This is a genomic window from Streptomyces sp. YKOK-I1, assembly GCF_054660435.1.
The window spans coordinates 5664512-5683236 of the sequence record NZ_BAAGDR010000001.1 but is presented as its reverse complement, the minus strand read 5'-3'; the positions used below and the strand labels follow the sequence as shown (position 1 = coordinate 5683236).

The window sequence follows — 18725 nt, the reverse complement described above, 5'->3', positions numbered from 1 at the left end:
CCGCCCCTTTTCTACGACCTTCTACGGCAACGGGGTGCCCGGTGTTCACACTGGGGGCCCGTCCCATGGAACCTCCCGTCCCGGTGAGGCAGTCTTCTCCCTCGTGGGGAGCGTTCCGAATCAGGGCAGGGCGACGGGTGACACCGGCGCACACATGGTGGTGTGCGGCGACGACGGGCTCGCGCACCGGCTCGCCGCCGAACTCCGAGAGGTCTACGAGGAGCAGGTCACGCTCGTCGTACCGCCCGCCGAACGCTTGGTGCGGCCGCCGGTCGTCGGGCGGGCCCGCGCGGTGTCGGCGGCGCTGCTCGACCGGGTGGTGAGCGCGGCGGTCAGCCGGGCCGCCGGCAACGGCACGGCCCCCGCCGCCGGTGAACCCGTGGGCGGACAGCGGACGTTGGAGGCCGTCGAGCCCACCGAGGCGGTGCTCGCCGAGGCGGGCGTGGAGCGGGCCGCCGCGCTGGCCCTCGTGTACGAGGACGACGAGACCAACATCCGCGCGGCCCTCACCGCCCGCCGTCTCCACCCCCATCTGCGGCTCGTCCTGCGCCTGTACAACCGCCGGCTCGGCCTGCACATCGAGGAACTCCTCGACCAGGCCGCCGCGTTGGCCGCGGGTGGCGGTCCGGCGGCCGGGAGCGACGCCTCCACCACCGTGCTGTCCGACGCCGACACCGCCGCGCCCGCGCTGGCCGCGTCCGCCGTCGCCGGCACCACCAAGGTCGTCCAGACGGACGGACTGCTGCTGCGCGCCGTCGAGCGCACGCCGGGCGAGCCCGCGAGCGGCCGCCCCACCCTCGCGCTGCTGTCCGCGAACGCCGACCCCGCCTTCGCGGACGGTTCGGAGAGCACCGGGGAGCAGGGGCCGCTGCTGCTGCCGGACGCGCGGGCGGTAGGGGAGGCGGCCGGGCGGCGCGGGTCGGTGGAGCTGGAGCAGGTGACGTACGCGAGCCGCCCCGCCCCCCAGACGAGCCGGAGTCTCGGGGCGATGGTCCCGATCGGCATCCTCTTCTCCCGGCGGCTGCGGCTGGCGCTGGCCGGCCTCGTGGGGTGTGTGTTCGCGCTGGCGGTGGCGCTGTGGGTGGTGACCCGGATCCATCCGCTGGGCGCGCTGTATCTGACCCTGCTGGACCTGTTCGCGATCAACGACCCGGCGATCGGGGCGAGTACGGCCCGTCAGGTGCTGCAACTGCTGTCCGGGCTGGTGGGGTTGCTGCTGCTGCCGGTGCTCCTTGCGGCGGTGCTGGAGGCGCTCGGGACGTTCCGGGGCGCCGGGTCGCTGCGGCGGCCGCCGCGCGGGATGGGCGGCCATGTCGTGCTGCTCGGCCTGGGGAAGATCGGCACCCGGGTGCTGGTGCGGCTACGGGAGCTGAACATCCCCGTGGTGTGCGTGGAGGCGGGGCCCGAGGCACGCGGGCTCGCGGTGGCGCGGCGGCTGCGGGTGCCGGTCGTGCTGGGGGACGTCACCCAGGAGGGGGTGCTGGAGGCGGCGAAGATCCACCGGGCGCACGCCCTGCTCTCGGTGACCAGTTCCGACACGACGAACCTGGAGGCCGCGCTGTACGCCCGGACGCTCCGGCCCGATCTGCGGGTGGTGCTGCGGCTGTACGACGACGACTTCGCGACCGCCGTGTACCGCACCCTGCGGGCCGCGCATCCCCAGGCGCTGACCCGGAGCCGGAGCGTGTCGCACCTGTCGGCGCCGTCGTTCGCCGGGGCGATGATGGGACGCCAGATCCTGGGGGCGATCCCCGTGGAGCGCCGGGTGCTGCTGTTCGCCGCGCTGGGAGTCGGCGAGTGCGCCCAGCTGGCGGGCCGCACGGTCGGGGAGGCCTTCCGGGCGGGCATGTGGCGCGTCCTGGCGCTGGACACGGGCGAGGGCGGAGACGGGCTGGTCTGGGACCTGCCCGACACCTATGTCCTGCGGAACGAGGACCGTGTGGTCCTGGCGGCGACGCGAAGGGGGTTGGCGGAGCTGCTGGGGCGGCGGCGCCGGACAACAGGGCTGTAGCCCAACGGGTTTGAAGGGGCGCGGGGCTGTAACACCATACGGCTCCGCCGTGCGGGCACGACCAGCCCCCACGCACCCCGCACCCGACCACCGGCGGCCCCTACTTCACGTACCTCTCCGCGAACTCCAGTTCCAGCCGAACCTGCTTGATCCGCTCGTCCACGACCAGCGATCCATGCCCGGCGTCGTACCGGTACACCTCGTGCACCGCCCCGCGGGCCTCCAGCCGCTTCACGTAGTTGTCGATCTGGCGGATCGGGCAGCGCGGGTCGTTGACCCCCGCAGAGATGTACACCGGTGCCTTGACGTCGTCGACGTACGTCAAGGGGGACGAGGCCTCGAAACGGTCGGGGACCTCCTCCGGGGTGCCCCCGAGCAGCGTGCGGTCCATCGCCTTCAGCGCTTCCATCTCGTCGTGGTACGCCGTGACGTAGTCCGCGACCGGCACCGCGGCGATCCCGACCGTCCACGCCTGCGGCTGGACGCCGAGGCCGAGGAGGGTGAGGTAGCCGCCCCAGGAGCCGCCGGTGAGGACCAGCCGGGCGGGGTCGGCGAGTCCCGAGCCCACCGCCCACTGCCGTACCGCCTCGATGTCCTCCAGCTCGATCAGACCGACCCGCACCTTCAGCGCGTCCGTCCACTCCCGCCCGTACCCCGTCGAACCGCGGTAGTTGACGCGGATCACCGCGTACCCGTGGTCCACCCAGGCCGCCGGGGCCGCCGCGAAGGCGTCGCTGTCGTGCCAGGTCGGACCGCCGTGGATGTCGAAGACGGTCGGCAGCGGTCCGGTGGCCCCGGCCGGCTTCTGGACCAGTGCGTGGATCCGGCCGCCGGGGCCCTCCACCCACACGTCCTCCACGGCGACCGAACCCGGGGACTTCATCCCGGGCGGGTCCAGGACGACCTGTCCGGACGTCGAGCGGACCACCGGCGGCTCGGCGGCCGAGGACCACAGGTACTCCACGCTGCCGTCCGGCCGGGCCGTCGCCCCGGAGACCGTGCCGCGCGGGGTCGGCACCCGCTCCAGCGCGCCGCCCGCCAGGTCGTACCGGAACAGCTCGCTGCGCGCCTCGAAGCTGTGGGCGATGAGCAGCCCGGAGCCGTCCGGGTACCACTCGGCGCTGACGTCGCCCGGCAGGTCCAGCGCCAGGTCGGTCTCCCCGCCCGTGGCCACGTCCCAGACCAGCGGCTCCCAGCGACCGCGCCGCTGGTGCCCGATCAGCAGCCGGGTGTCGCCGTCCACCGGGGCGAAGCCCAGGACCTCCAGGCCCAGCTCCCGGGTGCCGCCGTCGGTGTCGTCCAGCTCGGCGACCCTCGTGCCGTCGGGGCGCAGCACCCGCAGCGCGGAGTGCATCGCGTCGCCGTGCTCGGTGTGCTCGATCGCGATCAGCGTGCCGTCGTGGGAGAGGTCCCCGACGCCCGCCGACTCCCGGTGCCGGTACAGCTCGAAGGGCGCCTCGCCGACCCGCGCCACATGGATCGTCGTCCCCTCCTCGTCGGTCGAACGGCCCACCACCGCCGTCCGCCCGTCGCGGCCGAGCGCGAGGCCCGCCGGGTACGAGGGGTCGAGGCCCGGCGTGGCCAGCTCGTCCTCGCCGCCCTCGAAGGGCTGGCGGCGCCAGACGCCGAACTCGTCGCCGTCCTTGTCGTCGAACCACCAGATCCACGCGCCGTCCGGGGAGAGCACGCCGTCCGTCGTGCCGTTCGCCCGTTTCGTCACCTGCCGCTGCTCGCCGGTGGCCCGGTCCCAGGCGTACAGCTCATACGTACCCGTCGCATTGGAGACGAACAGGGAACGGTCAGGCGTGTCCTCCGCCCAGTCCGGCAACGACACCCTGGGCGCCCTGAAGCGCTTCTCCCAGTCCGGCATCTCCTCGTACCGCCCCGGCGCGGCGGACCCGTAGCTCTCAGTCATGGACCCATACTGCCCGCCTTCGGTGACAAACGACCTCCGCTGAGCACGGCCTGTGGATAACCTTTACATCCGTGCAGGTCAGCCCAGTGTCGGTGGTGACTGCAACCAGTGCGGCCCACCCCGCGCCCGGGCGCCGGGGCCGTGCCACGTACCGTGGTGGCGTGTACCGGTTCCTGCTGACGCCCCGCTGGTGGGGGATCAACGTCTTCGTGCTGCTGGCCATCCCCTTCTGCGTGTTCATGGGGTCCTGGCAGCTGAGCCGGTTCGAGGCGCGGGTCGACGACCACCGGACGGCGAAGGCGCAGGCCGAGACCGACCGCGAGGAGGCCGCCCGGCCGCTCGCCGAGCTGCTGCCCGTGGACAAGGCGACCGTCGGCAAGCAGGTCACCGCCACCGGCCGGTACGGCAAGCAGCTGCTGGTCCCCGGCCGGGAGCTGGACGGGAAGAGCGGCTACTACGTGCTGACGCTGCTGCGCACCGACGGCGGCGAGGCCCTGCCCGTCGTCCGCGGCTGGCTGCCGGGCACGGCGGACGCCGCGAAGGCCCCCGCGCCGCCCTCCGGCGAGGTCACCGTGACCGGCTCCCTGCAGGCCTCCGAGCAGCCGGGCGACAACGGCGTGAGTGCCCGGGGCGGCCTGCCGTCCGGGCAGACCGCCGCGATCAGCGCGGCGTCCCTGGTCAACCTGGTGCCGTACGACGTCTACGACGCCTGGGTCACCCTCGACACCGCCGACGGCGGGATGAGGACGGTGCCGGTGAGCGCGGCCCCGAACACCGGCCTTGACCTGAAGGCGTTCCAGAACCTGGGCTACACCGGCGAGTGGTTCGTCTTCGCCGGGTTCGTGGTGTTCATGTGGTTCCGGCTGCTGCGCCGCGAGGTGGAGTTCGCGCGGGACGCGGCCCTCGGGATCGCTCCCGAGGAGACCGCGGTCGCGACGGCCGGCGCGACGGCTCAGGAGGACGCCAGCACGCCCGTCCGGTAGATCGTGCCCGCACAGGCGTTCGACACGGTCGCCGAGACCGTCGTGGACCCGTCGTCCGCGGTGTAGGTCACGAGCACACTGCCGTCGGCGGTGCCGTCCTCGGTGAGGAGCTGGGTGGTGGTGCCCGTGGAGGTGTCCCCGGTGGTGCCGGACTGCTCGGTCGGCGTCGGGGAGGGCGAGGACTCGCCGCCGGTGCCGCCGCCGGTGGTGCTCGTGGTGGGACAGGTCTCGGTCGGCTGCCAGGCGAACCTCACCTCGTACGCGGACCCCGGCGCGAGGGCGTACTGGGTGACGTAGAGGGAGGGGTCGGGCAGGCCGGCCGCCGCGTCGCCGGAGGCGTGCTGCACCACGGTGATCTTCGTGGCGTCGGCCGCGCCCTGGGCGGCCGGGGTGAGGGTGACGGCGCCGGCGACGGTACAGGCCGTACCGGAGACGTTGGCGACGCGGAAGGTGCCGTAGACGATCCCGGCGGAGTCGGCGCCCGCGACGTTCGCGGAGGCGGAGCCGAGCTGGGAGGCGGTGCAGGCGGGGGCGGCCTGGGCGGTGGAGGCGGAGGCCTCGCTGCCGCTGGAGGCACCGGTACTGGCCGTGCCCTTGCTCTCGCCGGAGCCGGTGCTGCCGCTCCTGCCCTGTTCGTCGGTCTTGCCGGCGGAGTCGCCGACCTTGCCGCCGGTGCTCCCGTCGGGCCCCTTGCCCTGGCTGGTGCCGCCCTGGGCCTGGGAGGCCTGCCCGGCGATGGCGGGGTTGGCGTCGGAACCGCCCGCGGCGGAGACGTGCAGGACGGCGGGGACGGCCGTGCCGACGAAGAGCGCGGCGGCCGCCATGCCCACGGCCGCCTGCCGCTTGCGGGCCCGGCGGGCGGGAACGGCGCGGCGCAGGTGGTTCAGCGTCCCGTCGCGCGGTTCCATCTCCTGGACCGCCTGGTGCAGCATCCGGCGCAGTGCCAGCTCGTCCGAGTCGAGCCCGTCCGGGCCCTGGTCGTCGAGGTGGTGGTTCACGGTTTCGTTCCCAGCGTGCGAGTGCTTCGGTTCGTCGGTCTCCGGCCGCATCGGCTCGTGCCATGCGTACGGCTCGTGGCGCTCGTGCGAGTCGCGGCCCTCGGCCTCGTCGTTCACGCCGCCGCCTCCATCGCGATGCGCAGGGCGGCTATGCCGCGGGAGCCGTACGCCTTGACCGAGCCGAGGGAGATGCCGAGGGTCTCGGCGACCTGGGCCTCGGTCATGTCGGCGAAGTAGCGCAGGACGAGGACCTCGCGCTGGCGGCGCTGGAGGCCCTTCATGGCCTTGATGAGGGAGTCGCGCTCCAGCTGGTCGTAGGCGCCCTCCTCCGCGCTGGCCATGTCCGGCATCGGCTTGGACAGCAGCTTCAGTCCGAGGATGCGGCGGCGCAGGGCGGAACGGGAGAGGTTGACGACCGTCTGGCGGAGATAGGCGAGGGTCTTCTCCGGGTCGCGGACCCGTTTGCGCGCGGAGTGGACCCGGATGAAGGCCTCCTGGACGACGTCCTCGCAGGAGGCGGTGTCGTCGAGGAGGAGGGCGGCGAGACCGAGCAGCGAGCGGTAGTGGGCCCGGTAGGTCTCGGTGAGGTGGTCGACGGTGGTACCGGCGGCCACGGCGTTCTCGGCGGCGGCGGGCTGCTCGGCGCCGTCACGCTGGCTGGGGATGCGGGTGGGCCGCGCTGCGGGCATGGGCGCGATCACCGGCATGCCGCCGGGCGCCCCGGCGACCCGGGGTCGGAGGACGGCGCGAGCCAGGGGGAGTTCGAGTACCTCTGCCACGCCAGTTGGACACACGTCCCCCCGTGGAGGTTGTACGTGCCGGGCGTCACTTTTCCGTCGGACGAGGCCACGCCTACCCGTCTCATGTGTCCCGCTCTTCCCTTGTATCCCATATGAACGGGCGTCCCCACGCCCGGATCACGGCGTCCCCACGCCGGGACCGCAAAGACGCTCCCCGCCCTGCGCGCGGTTGCACAGAACGGGGAGGAAGTCTCCGGCAATCTTCAGACGACAACGCTGTCCGAGACAAGTGGCCTGAACCATCGACCGGCTCACACTTTGCCATGCCGCTGGCCAGGACTTTTACCGCCCGTTCCTGACTGGCGGGTCAGTTCCGCTCGGCCGCCACCAGCTCGGCGATCTGCGCGGCGTTCAGGGCGGCCCCTTTGCGCAGATTGTCCCCGCAGACGAACAGTTCCAGGGCGGTCGGGTCGTCCAGGGCCCGCCGGACCCGGCCCACCCAGGTCGGGTCGGTGCCGACGACATCGGCGGGCGTGGGGTACTCCCCCGCCTCCGGGTTGTCGAACAGGACGACCCCGGGCGCGGTGGCGATGATCTCGCGGGCGCCGTCCACGGTGACCGTGTCCTGGAAGCGGGCGTGCACGGTGAGGGAGTGCGTGGTGACGACCGGCACCCGGACACAGGTCACGGCCACCGGCAGCCTCGGCAGTCCGAGGATCTTGCGGGACTCGTCCCGCACCTTCATCTCCTCCGACGACCAGCCGTCCTCGCGCGGCGTCCCGGCCCACGGTACGACGTTCAGGGCGACCGGCTCCGAGAACGGCCCGGTGTTCTCGCCGACGGCCCGCCGTACGTCACCGGGGCAGGTGCCCAGCTCGGTCCCGGCGACCAGCGCGATCTGCTGCCGGAGCGTCTCCACCCCGGCCCGCCCGGCCCCGCTGACCGCCTGGTACGAGGAGACCACCAGCTCGCGCAGACCGTACGCGGCGTGCAGCGCGCCCAGGGCGACGATCATCGACAGGGTGGTGCAGTTGGGGTTGGCGACGATCCCGCGCGGCCGGATGTGCACGGCGTGCGGATTGACCTCGGGGACGACCAGGGGCACGTCCGGGTCCATCCGGAAGGCGCCCGAGTTGTCCACGACGACCACGCCCTTGGCCGCGGCGATCGGCGCCCACCGCGCGGCGACCTCGTCCGGCACGTCGAACAGGGCGAGGTCGACCCCGTCGAAGGCCTCCTCCGACAGGGCCGTGACCTCGACCTGCTCGCCGCGCACGGCCAGCTTGCGGCCGGCCGAGCGCGGTGAGGCGACGAGTCGGATCTCGCCCCAGATGTCCGCCCGCTGGGACAGGATCTGGAGCATGACGGCGCCGACGGCTCCGGTCGCCCCCACGACCGCGAGCGTCGGCCGGCTGGTGGGGGGCATCAGCGCCCGGTGCCTCCGTAGACGACGGCCTCGTCGCTGTCGGAGTCCAGCCCGAAGGCGGTGTGCACGGCGCGCACGGCCTCGTTGACGTCGTCGGCGCGGGTGACGACCGAGATCCGGATCTCGGAGGTCGAGATGAGCTCGATGTTCACCCCCGCGTCGGACAGGGCGGTGAAGAAGTCCGCGGTGACCCCGGGGTTGGTCTTCATGCCCGCGCCGACCAGCGAGATCTTGCCGATCTGGTCGTCATAGCGCAGCGAGTCGAAGCCGATGCCCTCCTTGTTCCGCTCCAGCGCGTCGATGGCCTTGCGGCCCTCCGCCTTGGGGAGCGTGAAGGAGATGTCGGTCAGCCCGGTGGAGGCGGCGGACACGTTCTGCACGATCATGTCGATGTTGATCTCGGCGTTCGAGATCGTCCGGAAGATCGCGGCGGCCTCGCCCGGCTTGTCCGGCACACCGACGACCGTGATCTTGGCCTCGGAGGTGTCGTGCGCGACACCGGAGATGATGGCCTGCTCCACCTTGCGGTCCCCAATCGGCTCACTGCTGACCCAGGTGCCCTGAAGTCCGCTGAAGCTGGACCGCACATGGATCGGGATGTTGTAACGGCGGGCGTACTCCACACAGCGGTGGAGCAGCACCTTGGAGCCGGAGGCCGCGAGCTCCAGCATGTCCTCGAAGGCGATCCAGTCGATCTTCCGGGCCTTCTTCACCACCCGCGGGTCCGCGGTGAACACACCGTCGACGTCGGTGTAGATCTCGCAGACCTCGGCGTCGAGCGCGGCGGCGAGGGCGACGGCGGTCGTGTCGGAGCCACCGCGACCCAGGGTCGTGATGTCCTTCTTGTCCTGGCTGACACCCTGGAACCCGGCGACGATGGCGATGTTGCCCTTGTCGAGGGACTCCCGGATGCGGCCCGGCGTGACGTCGATGATCCGGGCTTTGTTGTGGACCGAGTCGGTGATGACGCCTGCCTGGCTGCCGGTGAAGCTCTGGGCCTCGTGCCCCAGGTTTTTGATCGCCATCGCCAGCAGGGCCATGGAGATCCGCTCTCCGGCGGTCAGCAGCATGTCGAACTCACGCCCGGCAGGCATCGGTGACACCTGCTCGGCGAGATCGATCAGCTCGTCCGTCGTGTCGCCCATCGCGGAAACGACGACGACCACCTGGTGGCCGTTCTTCTTCGCTTCCACGATCCGCTTGGCGACGCGCTTGATGCCCTCGGCATCGGCTACGGAGGAGCCTCCGTACTTCTGCACGACAAGGCCCACGTGCGCTCCTCGCTCAGTTCGTCTTTGTCGGCTCAGTCTAACGAGCGCCCGAAATCCACCTCTGGAGTACCGCATGGTGAGATGTCCGGCGGTGGCCGGGCGACCCGCTCGGGAGGTTCCTGCCCACTGATACGCAAGTGATGGCTGTGAATTAAGTTTCAAGGACTAATCTGCGTCGCGTGCACGTACTCCTGGTGGAAGACGACGAGCCGGTCGCCGAGTCGCTGCGACGCGGACTGAGGCGCTACGGCTTCGAGGTCGACTGGGTCACCACGGGCGCCGCCGCCCTGGCCCACCGCGATCCCTACGACGTCGTCCTGCTGGACCTGGGGCTGCCCGACACCGACGGCCTCGACGTCTGCAAGGCGCTGCGCGAGCGCGGGAACGTGCCGATCATCGTGATCAGCGCCCGCAGCGACGAGACGGACCGGGTGGTCGGCCTGGAGCTGGGCGCGGACGACTACGTCTCCAAACCCTTCGGGGTCCGGGAGGTCATCGCGCGGATACGGGCCGTGATGCGGCGGGTACGGCCCCACACACCGGCCGACGCCGGCCCCGACCGCTACGGCACGCGCCTGACCGTGGACCGCAAGGCCGCACGCGTCCACCTGGACGGCGCGGAGGTGGCCCTGGCCCCCAAGGAGTACGACCTGCTGGCCTTCCTCACCGAGGAGCCGGGCGCGCTGATGTCGCGCGAGCAGATCATGGAAGCGGTCTGGGACGCGAACTGGTTCGGCCCGACCAAGACACTGGACGTGCATGTGGCGGCCCTGCGCCGCAAGCTCGCCGGCGTGATCACCATCGAGGCCGTGCGGGGGGTCGGCTTCCGCCTGGAGATCTCCCCCTCATGAACCGCCAACTGATCCGCAGCTACATCCTGTTGGTGGCCGTCGCGATCCTGCTGTTCACCGTGCCGGTGGCGTTCACGCTCACCGAGCAGCTCCGGGACGACACCGAGCAGTCCGTCCTGCGCGAGGCGAACACCATGGCGCTGCTGCTGGGCAACGGCACCAGCAGCTCCTGCCAGGCCCTGCACGAGGTGGCCACGGCCTACGGCGACGTCCAGGCGACCCCCACGGCGGCCTGTGACCCCCGGCTGAAGGCTCCGGCCCAGGACGCGGCGCTGACCCGGGCCGTGCGGGACAACACCTCGACGACCGACTGGGGTTCGAGGTTCGTCTGGGGCAAGCAGCTGACGGTCACCGTCCCCGTCGAGGGCCAGGACGCCGCCGTACGGATCGTGTACTCGACCGCGAACATGACCAAGCGGCTGTGGAACATCTGGGGTTTCCGGGCCGCCCTCGCGGTACTGGTCATCGCGGCAGCCGCCGCGATCGGCGCCTTCGCGGCCCGCCGCATCACGGCTCCGCTGCGCGAACTCAACACCATGGCCAGCAAGTTCAGCGACGGCGACCTCACCGCGCGCTCCCCCGTGACGGGCCCGCCCGAGACCCAGACCCTCGCCCGCACCCTCAACCAGGGCGCCGAGCGTCTGGACACCCTGGTCGCCTCGCAGCGCATCTTCGTCGCGGACGCCTCCCACCAGCTCCGCACCCCGCTCACCGCCCTGCGGCTGTCGCTGGACAACATCGCGGACGGGGTGGACGACGAGTTCGTACGGGAGGACGTGGAGCAGGCGACGGCCGAGGTGGTCCGGATGAGCCGGCTGGTGAACGGCCTGCTGGTGCTGGCGCGGGCCGAGGCGAAGGTCACGGCCGCGGAGCCGCTGCCCCTCGCGGACATCGTGGCGGAACGCCTGACGGTGTGGAGACCGGCCGCCGACGAGCGCGGAGTCACCATCGCGCTCAGGGGGAGTGGTGTCGACGACCGGCCGTCTGTGCTGGCCAGCCCCGGTCATCTGGACCAGGTGCTGGACAACGTGCTCTCGAACGCGCTGGAGGTCTCGCCGGACGGCGGGACGATCACCGTACGGCTGGAGACGGGCTCCGGTGCGCGGGAGGTGGTCCTCTCCGTCGCGGACGGGGGACCGGGCATGTCGGACGCGGAGAAGTCCCGCGCCTTCGACCGCTTCTGGCGCGGTCAGGGCCTGACCGGGCGCTCCGGTTCCGGCCTCGGCCTCGCCGTCGTCAAACAGCTGGTGACGGACGACGGCGGGACGGTGGCCCTGACGGACGCGCCGGGCGGGGGCCTGTGCGTGCGGATCACGCTGCGGGCCGCACCGCGGACGGGCTGACCGATCAGCCCTCGGGCATCGCGGAGGAGTGGTGGTTGACGATCAGCCACTTCCCGCCGCGCTTCTCGTACTCGTAGGTGTAACGGGCCTCCACGGCACGCTTCTTGCCGGTCGCCGGGTCGGTGAGCGTGAACTCGTAGACACCGGAGTCGAGGGCGGAGTTGGTGTCCAGGACGTTGATGTGCGTCTCGATCTTCTTGCCGACCGGCTTGTTCTGGAGGAAGTGCTCCATGTAGTCGACGATGCCGGCGCGGTCCGTGCGGACCTTGTTGGAGAGGGTGGGCAGCAGGACTGCGTCCTTGGCGTAGCGGTCCGCGACCTTCTCCGGGTCGCCCGTCTGCAGTGCGGCGTTCCAGCCGTCGAAGAGGGCCGCGATCCGCTTCTTGCTCGGCTTGTGGGCCTGGTGGGCCTTCTCGGGGCCGGCCGCACTGACGCCCGCCGTCACCGTGGCGGCGGTGACGAGGGCGGTGGCGGTGACGAGGGCGGCGCGTATGCGGGTCTTGCGAGTCATCGCAACTCCTGTGCGGATGGTGCCTGTTGGGATGACTCAAGACTCGCGTCCGGCCGGTTAGGGCCCGTGCAGCGGTCGTACAGGGGACGTCCAGGGCGCCCCCAATTCTCAGCCGGTGGCCCCCTTGCCGCGCAGCAGGCTGACACCGGCCCCCAGCGACACGACCCCCATCCCCACCGCGGTCAGCACACCCTGCGACCCGTCCACCACGAAGGGTGCGACGGCGGCGACGGCGAGGTTGAAGAGGAAGAGGAACCACAGGACGGGACGGGAGGACAGGAGCGACTTCATGACAGGAGTCCTTGGAGATTCGGTGACCGTTGGCTTCTGCTTGCAGGCTTCTGCTTGCAGAAACAACGATCCCGCCTCTGACCTGCGCAAAGCAGGGGGCGCACTCCCCAACCGATGGTGTAGCCGGCTACACCTCGCTCAGCCGGCCGGGCGGCTCACGCCGAGCTGGTCGGCGATCTCGACCTCCATCACCTTGCCCGCCTCGAACTCCAGGGTGTCGTCCCCCATGCCCTGGTCGGTGTCCAGGCCGTCGAGCTCCTCGAGGGGCTGGTCCAGGCGGATGTGGGCGAGCACGGAGTGCAGGGCGCGCAGCGTGGCCGACGCGGTGGAGCCCCAGTTGGAGAAGTAGGAGAACTGCCACCACCACAGGGCCTCGGTGGTGCGGCCGGCCCGGTAGTGGGCCATGCCGTGGCGCAGATCGGTGATGACATCGGCGAGGTCGTCGGAGATCCGGGCCGGGACGGGCGCCTTGCGGGGCTCGTAGGGGTCGAAGACCTCGGAGTAGACGTCGATCGGGTCGAGAAGGCGGGCGAGGTTCTCGCGGAGTTCGTCCACGTCGGCGTCCGGGCCCGTGTCGGGCTCGTAGCGCTCGTCGGGGACGATGTCCTCGTGCGCGCCGAGGCGGCCGCCCGCGAGGAGCAGCTGGGAGACCTCCAGGAGGAGGAAGGGGACGGCTGAGCCCGGCTCGTCGCCCTTGGCCACCTCCGTGACGGCCACCAGGAAGCTCTCCACCTGGTCCGCGATCTGGACCGCGAAGTCGTCCGGATTCTGGTCGGTCGCGTGCAGCGTGGCGTCAGACATCTAGGAGTCGTCTCCCCTCGAAGGCGCGGCCGAGGGTGACCTCGTCCGCGTATTCCAGGTCGCCACCCACCGGGAGGCCGCTGGCCAGGCGGGTGACCTTCAGGCCCATGGGCTTGATCATGCGGGCGAGGTACGTGGCCGTGGCCTCGCCCTCCAGGTTGGGGTCGGTCGCGAGGATCAGCTCCGTGACCGTGCCGTCCGCGAGACGGGCCAGCAGCTCCCTGATGCGCAGGTCGTCGGGGCCGACGCCCTCGATCGGGCTGATCGCTCCGCCCAGGACGTGGTACCGGCCGCGGAACTCACGGGTCCGCTCGATCGCCACCACATCCTTGGGTTCCTCCACGACACAGATGACGGATGCGTCGCGGCGAGGATCGCGGCAGATGCCGCACAGTTCCTCCTGCGCCACGTTCCCGCAGGTCGCGCAGAAGCGGACCTTCGCCTTGACCTCCATCAGGGCCTGCGCGAGGCGCCGTACGTCCGTCGGTTCCGCCTGGAGGATGTGGAAGGCGATCCGCTGCGCGCTCTTGGGACCGACGCCGGGCAGCCGCCCCAGCTCGTCGATGAGGTCCTGGACCACGCCTTCGTACAACGGACTGCCGTCCTTCCTGGGTTCCTTGCAGTACGTACGGTAGTTGGCCGGGGCCCGTCTTAGAAAGGCAGGCCGGGAATGCCGCTGCCGCCGCCGAGGCCCTGGGCCAGCGGGCCGAGCTTCTGCTGCTGGAGCGTCTGCGCGTTCTGGTTGGCCGCCTGCACGGCCGCGACGATCAGATCGGCGAGGGTCTCGCACGTCTCTTCAACGGATGCAGTCTCGGGGTCCACGGCCTTGGGATCGATCTTCAGCGCGCGCAGCTCGCCGGAGCCCGTCACCGTCGCCCTCACCAGACCGCCGCCCGCCTGCCCGTCGACCTCGGTGCTCGCGAGCTCCTCCTGCGCACGGGCCAGGTCCTGCTGCATCTTCTGGGCCTGCTGGAGCAGCTGCTGCATATTGGGCTGGCCACCACCGGGAATCACGATCAGCTCCTGTCTGCGTTTTCCTGTCTGGCACGAGCCTACGTGCTCGATGAGCGCATCGCCCCGCCACTCTTTCGAGTGAGTCTGCGGAGCGGCCTATACCTGATCAAGGCCCACTTCCGGGCGGAAAAGCGACCAAAGCGTCCCCTTCGCCACCCATTGGGAGGTAGGAAGGGTCCGGCACATCAGCATCAGACGTTACGCGGAGTCACTGAGTCATAAGGGAGTGCCGTGGGTCAGCCGGAGATGCAGCCCGAGGGTCCGCCTCAGGACGGGTGGGGCGAGGGTGCGGCCGGGCTGCGGCCGGGCGATCTGACCGGGCGGGCGTTTCCGCTCGGGGACTGGGGCGAACCGGCGGAGCGGCTGGAGGAGCTGTACCGGTGGGTGGAGCGGGGGGCGCTCCAGACGGCGGCCTGGTACCTCACGGACCGGGTGTGGAAGCGGCGGGGGGCGCGGGTGCTGCGCGGCGGGGCGGCGACGGGGGCGGTCGCCGGGGCGGGGCTGCCGCTGCTCGATCTCACCGGGGTGATCGGCGGGGTGGCGCCGTGGGGCTATCTGGCCCTGCTGCTCGCGGTGTCCTGTGTGGCGGTGGACCGGTTCTTCGGGGTGACGTCCGGGTGGATAAGGGATGTGGCGACGGCGCAGGCGGTGCAGCGGCGCCTTCAGCTGCTCCAGTTCGACTGGGCGAGCGAGAGTGTGCGGGAGGTGCTGGGTCCCGCGGAGGGGACGGCGAGCGAGGCCGCGGAGCGGTGTCTGGCGGTGCTGCGGCGGTTCTCCGAGGACGTGATGGAGCTGGTGCGGGCGGAGACGGCGGACTGGATGGTGGAGTTCCGTACCGGGTCCGCGCCGCTGGGGATCCAGTCGGCGGCGGTGTCCGGGGGGCGGCAGGACTCGGGGACACCGCGTTTTCCGATGCCCCCGGGGGCGAACTCCCGTCCGAACATGCCTCGCCAGCGCCCGCCGGAGCCGCGGTGACGGCCTGCGGCTACCCCTGGCCGGCACAGAGCTTCAGGCCCTCCGGGGACCAGCACGGCAGGTGGCCGTGGGTGCGGATGACGTCCTGGCCGTTTCCCCGGGTCAGATAGGTGAGGAAGCTGGAGGCGAGGGAGTCGGCCGGGGGGCGGCCGTAGGTGTAGGCGTATTCGATCTCGCGGTACGGGTAGTCGCTGCTGCCGTGTTCGATCGCGTCCACGGAGGGCGGCTCCCCGTCGAGGTCGAGGGGGTGCAGCCCCTTCGCGCGGTCGGCGAGGTTGAGCTCGCTGTAGCCGACGGCGCCCGGCGTGGCGGCCACCGTGCTCAGCACCTGCTCGGTGGAGTCGAGTTCGCAGCGCACGACGGGGGACGACGGATAGTCCTTGTGCGCGCAGTCGGCGGAGGAGTTCTCGATCTCGCCCCGCCCCAGCACCCGCCGCTGGAACACCTGCCGGGTCCCGGAGTTGGCGTCCCGGCTGACGAGGACGACCGGGAGGTCGGGGCCGCCGAGCTGCGTCCAGTTGGTGATCTCGCCCCGGTAGAGGCGGCGTACGGCGGTCGTGGAGAGGTTCTTCAGCCGGATGCCGTCGTGGACGACGAGGGCGAAGACCGACACGGCGACCCGGTTCTCGCGCAGTTCCTCCAGGCCGGCCGGTTTGGGGCCGTCGGAGAGGGCGATCAGCGGCGGGGAGCCCTTCTTCGCCCCGGCGCCCTCGGCCGTCAGCTCCCGGATGCCCGCCGTGGAGCCGTGCGCGTCGACCGTGACGGCGGCGCCCTCGCAGTCCTCCGCGTAGGCGCGGGCCACCTCCCGGACCACGGGGGCGAACGCGGTCGAGCCGGTCACGGTGAGCGTGCCGCGCTCGCAGCCGATCGGGGGCGGGCTGTCGTCGCGGACGACGACGATCGTCGCGAGGGTCACCACGGACAGCGTGAGCATGAGGGAAATCAGCCGGGCGGCGCGGCTGAACAGCGGCGGGGTGTCGTCCGGGGTGGCGCTGCGGTTGGGGTGCACCTCGCCGTCGCGCAGCCCGCCGTAGAGCCGGATGCCGTGGCCGACGTCGCCGCCCGAGAGCAGCACGAGCAGCTTGAAGTGGTCGCCGCGGTTGAGCGGGACGCGCGGGATGCGCAGGGTGTTGCCGTCGTAGCCGAAGCCGCGGTCCGCGGTGAAGTGGTCCATGAGGTGGTCGGTGTCGGTCGGCTGGGTGACCGACACCCCGCGGATGGTGCGGCCGGTGAAGACGGCGGTGAGGCCGTGGCGTTCGGGCCCGGTGTAGTCGTCCCGGGCGATGCCCTGGGAGCCGTCGTTCTCGATGCGGAGCAGGACGAGGGTGGCGTCGGCCATGTCGGGGGTCTCGTCGAACAGCCCGAGGCGGCGGTTGGCGCGGCCGGATCGGACGTCGTCGCCGATCGGGTTGTCCATCTGCACCCGGTAGCCGATCCTCTTGCGGCGCGGTACCCGGCGCTCGTACCAGACCATGACGCCGGACGCGACGATGCCGAGCACCGCCGTCCCGATGGCGACGACGTTCTCCGCGTTCAGCCAGTCCACTGTGGGTGCCCCCGCAACTCCCGCCAGTCGCTCGTGAGTTCACCGTACGGCTGCCCGAGGGCGGATTCCGGTCAGGTCGGCGGACGTTCGCCGGACGTTCACCGACGGCTGTACGTCAGCTTCTCCCCGGTGTCGGCGTTGACGCGTTGCAGCCTGCCGTCGGCGAGCAGGGTGACCTCGGTGGCGGCGCCCGCGGTGCAGGAGGAACGGGGCTTCCCCGAGGTGACGGTGGACGGGCCGATCTCCAACGGGCCCTTCCCGGTGGGACGTTCGGTCAGCTCGGCGGTGAACTCGCAGTGGTAGGCGTCCCCGTCGGCGACGAGCGAGAGCACGGCGTCGCCGACCTTGCCCTGCTTGATGGTGAGCTGCCGGGTGTTCTTGCCGGTCTCGTTGTCGATCGTGGTGGTCCAGGTGCCGAGGTAACCGGCCGGGACCGCTCCGCCGCCCGTCGCGGAGACGGACGGCGACGGGGAGGACGAGGACGCGCTCCCCGAGGGGGTGGGGTCGGACGACCCGGTGGCCGCCGTACGGCTCGGCGACGGGCCCGCCTTCCCGTCCGCGGAGTCGTCACCGCCCAGCAGCCCGTACACCGACCCGCCGGCCGCGAGCGCGACGACCAGCGCGACCGCCACCAGCAGCACGGTCGTGCGTCCCTTGCGCCGCGAGGGCTCCGGCTCGTCGTCGTGGGCGGGCTCGTGGGCGGGGCCGTGGGACGGCCCATAGGAGGAAGGCGGGGTCGGCCCCCCGTACGGCGAGGTGCCGTAACCGGTGTTGCCGTAGTCGGCGTTCCCATAGCCGGTGTTCCCGTACCCGGTGTTCCCGTAGCCGGTGTTCCCGTAGCCGGTGTTCCCGTAGCCCGGGGCCTGACCCGTGTACGGGTTCTGCGGCGCCTGCCCGGCGGGGCCGTAACCGGACTGCGGGTGCTGCTGGGTGTGGCCGTACGCCGGGTGCGGTACGGCGGCCGGGGCGGGGGGCGCCGGGGTGCCGCCGCCCGCGCCCCTGGTTTGCGGCAGGGCGCCCGGCGTCGCGGACCCGTCGGCGTAGCCCTGTCGGCCGCTGTGCTCCGGGGCGCCCTCCGGGTCCTCCGTCTCCAGCAGCCGTACGGCGTGCTGCCCGAGCTGGGCGACCAGCGCGCTCGGCAGCCAGGGGTCGCGGGAGTGGCCGTCGACGAGGGTGTGCCCGGTGCCGGTGCGCTCCAGGATCCAGGGCAGCGAGGGGCGGGCGGCGGGGTCCTTGCGCAGACAGGCGCGGACCAGGTCGGCGACGCCCTCGGGGACGCCATCGAGGTCGGGTTCCTCCTCGGCGATGCGGAACATCAGGGCGTGCGCCCCGCCCTCGGCGCCGCCGAAGGGGAGGACGCCGGTGGCCGCGTAGGCGAGGACGGAGCCGAGGCAGAAGACGTCGCTGGCGGGGGTGATCGGCTCGCCGCGCACCTGCTCGGGGGCCATGAAACCGGGTGAGCCGACGACCGCGCCGGTGCGGGTGAGACCGCTGTCGCTCACCGACTCCAGGGCCCGTGCGACACCGAAGTCGATCACGCGGGGGCCCTCGATGGTGACCATGACGTTGGACGGCTTGAGGTCGCGGTGGACGATCCCGGCGGCGTGGATGTTGGTGAGCGCGTGGGCGAGACCGGCGGCGAGGATGCGCACCGAGCGCTCGGGGAGCGGGCCGTGGTCGTGGCCGACGACCTGCTGGAGGGTGGGGCCGGCGACATAGCCGGTGGCGACCCAGGGCACGGCGGCCTCGGTGTCGGCGTCGAGGACGGGCGCGGTCCAGAAGCCGCCGACCCGCTGCGCGTTGCGCACCTCCTGCCGGAACCGGGCCCGGAACTCCTCGCGGGCGGCGAGCTCCGGCTTGACCAGCTTCACCGCGACGGTCCGCCCGCGGTCGGAACGGGCCAGGTAGACCTGCCCCATGCCGCCCGCGCCCAGCCGTGCGAGCAGCCGGTAGCCGCCGATACGCTGCGGGTCCTCGGGGCCCAGCTTCTCCATCGCAGCGCCGCCTTTCCTCCCCATGTGTGGTCGAGCCGAGAATAAACCGGCCGTT

General features: G+C 71.9%; 17 protein-coding genes. 5 read left to right on the top strand and 12 right to left on the bottom strand.

The features are described from left to right. Nucleotides 1–154 precede the first annotated feature (154 nt). Nucleotides 155–2011 (top strand): NAD-binding protein, encoded by a 1857-nt coding sequence (locus ACYQ8Q_RS25345; protein ID WP_460073482.1) that lies wholly within the window; start codon nt 155–157, stop codon nt 2009–2011. A gap of 100 nt (nt 2012–2111) precedes the next feature. Here the strand turns inward: ACYQ8Q_RS25345 and ACYQ8Q_RS25340 are convergent, their stop codons facing one another. Further along, nucleotides 2112–3926, bottom strand: coding sequence for a S9 family peptidase (locus ACYQ8Q_RS25340; RefSeq protein ID WP_460068047.1), 1815 nt, complete (start codon nt 3924–3926; stop codon nt 2112–2114). A 161-nt stretch (nt 3927–4087) separates the two neighbouring features. Between ACYQ8Q_RS25340 and ACYQ8Q_RS25335 the strand changes: the two genes are divergently transcribed. Further along, a complete protein-coding gene (locus tag ACYQ8Q_RS25335; RefSeq protein WP_460068046.1) occupies nt 4088–4909 on the top strand; it encodes an SURF1 family protein in 822 nt (273 codons plus the stop codon). Here ACYQ8Q_RS25335 and ACYQ8Q_RS25330 read toward each other — a convergent pair. The 4 genes from ACYQ8Q_RS25330 to ACYQ8Q_RS25315 form a co-directional block, all read right to left on the bottom strand. Then, the gene (locus ACYQ8Q_RS25330; RefSeq protein ID WP_460073480.1) at nt 4879–5907 is read right to left on the bottom strand and encodes a hypothetical protein; all 1029 of its coding nucleotides are present in this window, start codon (nt 5905–5907) and stop codon (nt 4879–4881) included. The genes ACYQ8Q_RS25335 and ACYQ8Q_RS25330 overlap by 31 nt on opposite strands. 113 nt (nt 5908–6020) lie before the next feature. After that, nucleotides 6021–6614, bottom strand: coding sequence for a SigE family RNA polymerase sigma factor (locus tag ACYQ8Q_RS25325; protein WP_460073478.1), 594 nt, complete (start codon nt 6612–6614; stop codon nt 6021–6023). Between the two features lie 400 nt (nt 6615–7014). Further along, a complete protein-coding gene (locus ACYQ8Q_RS25320; protein WP_460068045.1) occupies nt 7015–8073 on the bottom strand; it encodes an aspartate-semialdehyde dehydrogenase in 1059 nt (352 codons plus the stop codon). Further along, nucleotides 8073–9344 carry an aspartate kinase gene (locus ACYQ8Q_RS25315; RefSeq protein ID WP_067256580.1) on the bottom strand — a complete coding sequence of 424 codons (1272 nt, stop codon included), beginning with the start codon at nt 9342–9344 and terminating at the stop codon, nt 8073–8075. Before ACYQ8Q_RS25315 ends, ACYQ8Q_RS25320 begins: the two co-directional genes overlap by 1 nt. Nucleotides 9345–9523: 179 nt before the next feature. On the opposite strand from ACYQ8Q_RS25315, the gene ACYQ8Q_RS25310 reads away from it, so the two are divergent. Beyond that, entirely contained in the window at nt 9524–10195 is a 672-nt protein-coding gene (locus tag ACYQ8Q_RS25310; protein ID WP_460068044.1) for a response regulator transcription factor, read from the top strand. Then, on the top strand, nt 10192–11538 hold the full coding sequence (locus ACYQ8Q_RS25305; protein ID WP_460068043.1) for a sensor histidine kinase: 1347 nt from the start codon (nt 10192–10194) through the stop codon (nt 11536–11538). Before ACYQ8Q_RS25310 ends, ACYQ8Q_RS25305 begins: the two co-directional genes overlap by 4 nt. Nucleotides 11539–11542: 4 nt before the next feature. Here the strand turns inward: ACYQ8Q_RS25305 and ACYQ8Q_RS25300 are convergent, their stop codons facing one another. From ACYQ8Q_RS25300 to ACYQ8Q_RS25280, 5 genes are all read right to left on the bottom strand, one after another. After that, nucleotides 11543–12049, bottom strand: coding sequence for an SgcJ/EcaC family oxidoreductase (locus tag ACYQ8Q_RS25300; protein WP_460068042.1), 507 nt, complete (start codon nt 12047–12049; stop codon nt 11543–11545). Between the two features lie 108 nt (nt 12050–12157). Continuing rightward, nucleotides 12158–12340, bottom strand: coding sequence for a hypothetical protein (locus ACYQ8Q_RS25295; RefSeq protein WP_460068041.1), 183 nt, complete (start codon nt 12338–12340; stop codon nt 12158–12160). Between the two features lie 138 nt (nt 12341–12478). Further along, complete coding sequence (locus ACYQ8Q_RS25290; RefSeq protein ID WP_460068040.1) at nt 12479–13141, bottom strand: DUF5063 domain-containing protein; 663 nt, start codon at nt 13139–13141, stop codon at nt 12479–12481. Continuing rightward, nucleotides 13134–13733, bottom strand: a complete 600-nt coding sequence (gene recR, locus ACYQ8Q_RS25285; protein ID WP_067240942.1) for a recombination mediator RecR — start codon at nt 13731–13733, stop codon at nt 13134–13136. Before recR ends, ACYQ8Q_RS25290 begins: the two co-directional genes overlap by 8 nt. 59 nt (nt 13734–13792) lie before the next feature. After that, nucleotides 13793–14155: a YbaB/EbfC family nucleoid-associated protein gene (locus ACYQ8Q_RS25280; protein WP_460068039.1), complete on the bottom strand. Its 363-nt coding sequence runs from the start codon at nt 14153–14155 to the stop codon at nt 13793–13795. A gap of 231 nt (nt 14156–14386) precedes the next feature. Here ACYQ8Q_RS25280 and ACYQ8Q_RS25275 point away from each other — a divergent pair, with 231 nt between their 5' ends. Beyond that, entirely contained in the window at nt 14387–15130 is a 744-nt protein-coding gene (locus ACYQ8Q_RS25275) for an SLATT domain-containing protein (protein ID WP_460068037.1), read from the top strand. 10 nt (nt 15131–15140) lie between these two features. On the opposite strand, the gene ACYQ8Q_RS25270 is transcribed toward ACYQ8Q_RS25275, so the two are convergent. Both ACYQ8Q_RS25270 and ACYQ8Q_RS25265 read right to left on the bottom strand, forming a co-directional pair. Further along, on the bottom strand, nt 15141–16676 hold the full coding sequence (locus ACYQ8Q_RS25270; protein WP_460068036.1) for a substrate-binding domain-containing protein: 1536 nt from the start codon (nt 16674–16676) through the stop codon (nt 15141–15143). A 98-nt stretch (nt 16677–16774) separates the two neighbouring features. Further along, nucleotides 16775–18670 (bottom strand): serine/threonine-protein kinase, encoded by a 1896-nt coding sequence (locus ACYQ8Q_RS25265; protein WP_460068035.1) that lies wholly within the window; start codon nt 18668–18670, stop codon nt 16775–16777. Between the last annotated feature and the right edge of the window lie 55 nt (nt 18671–18725).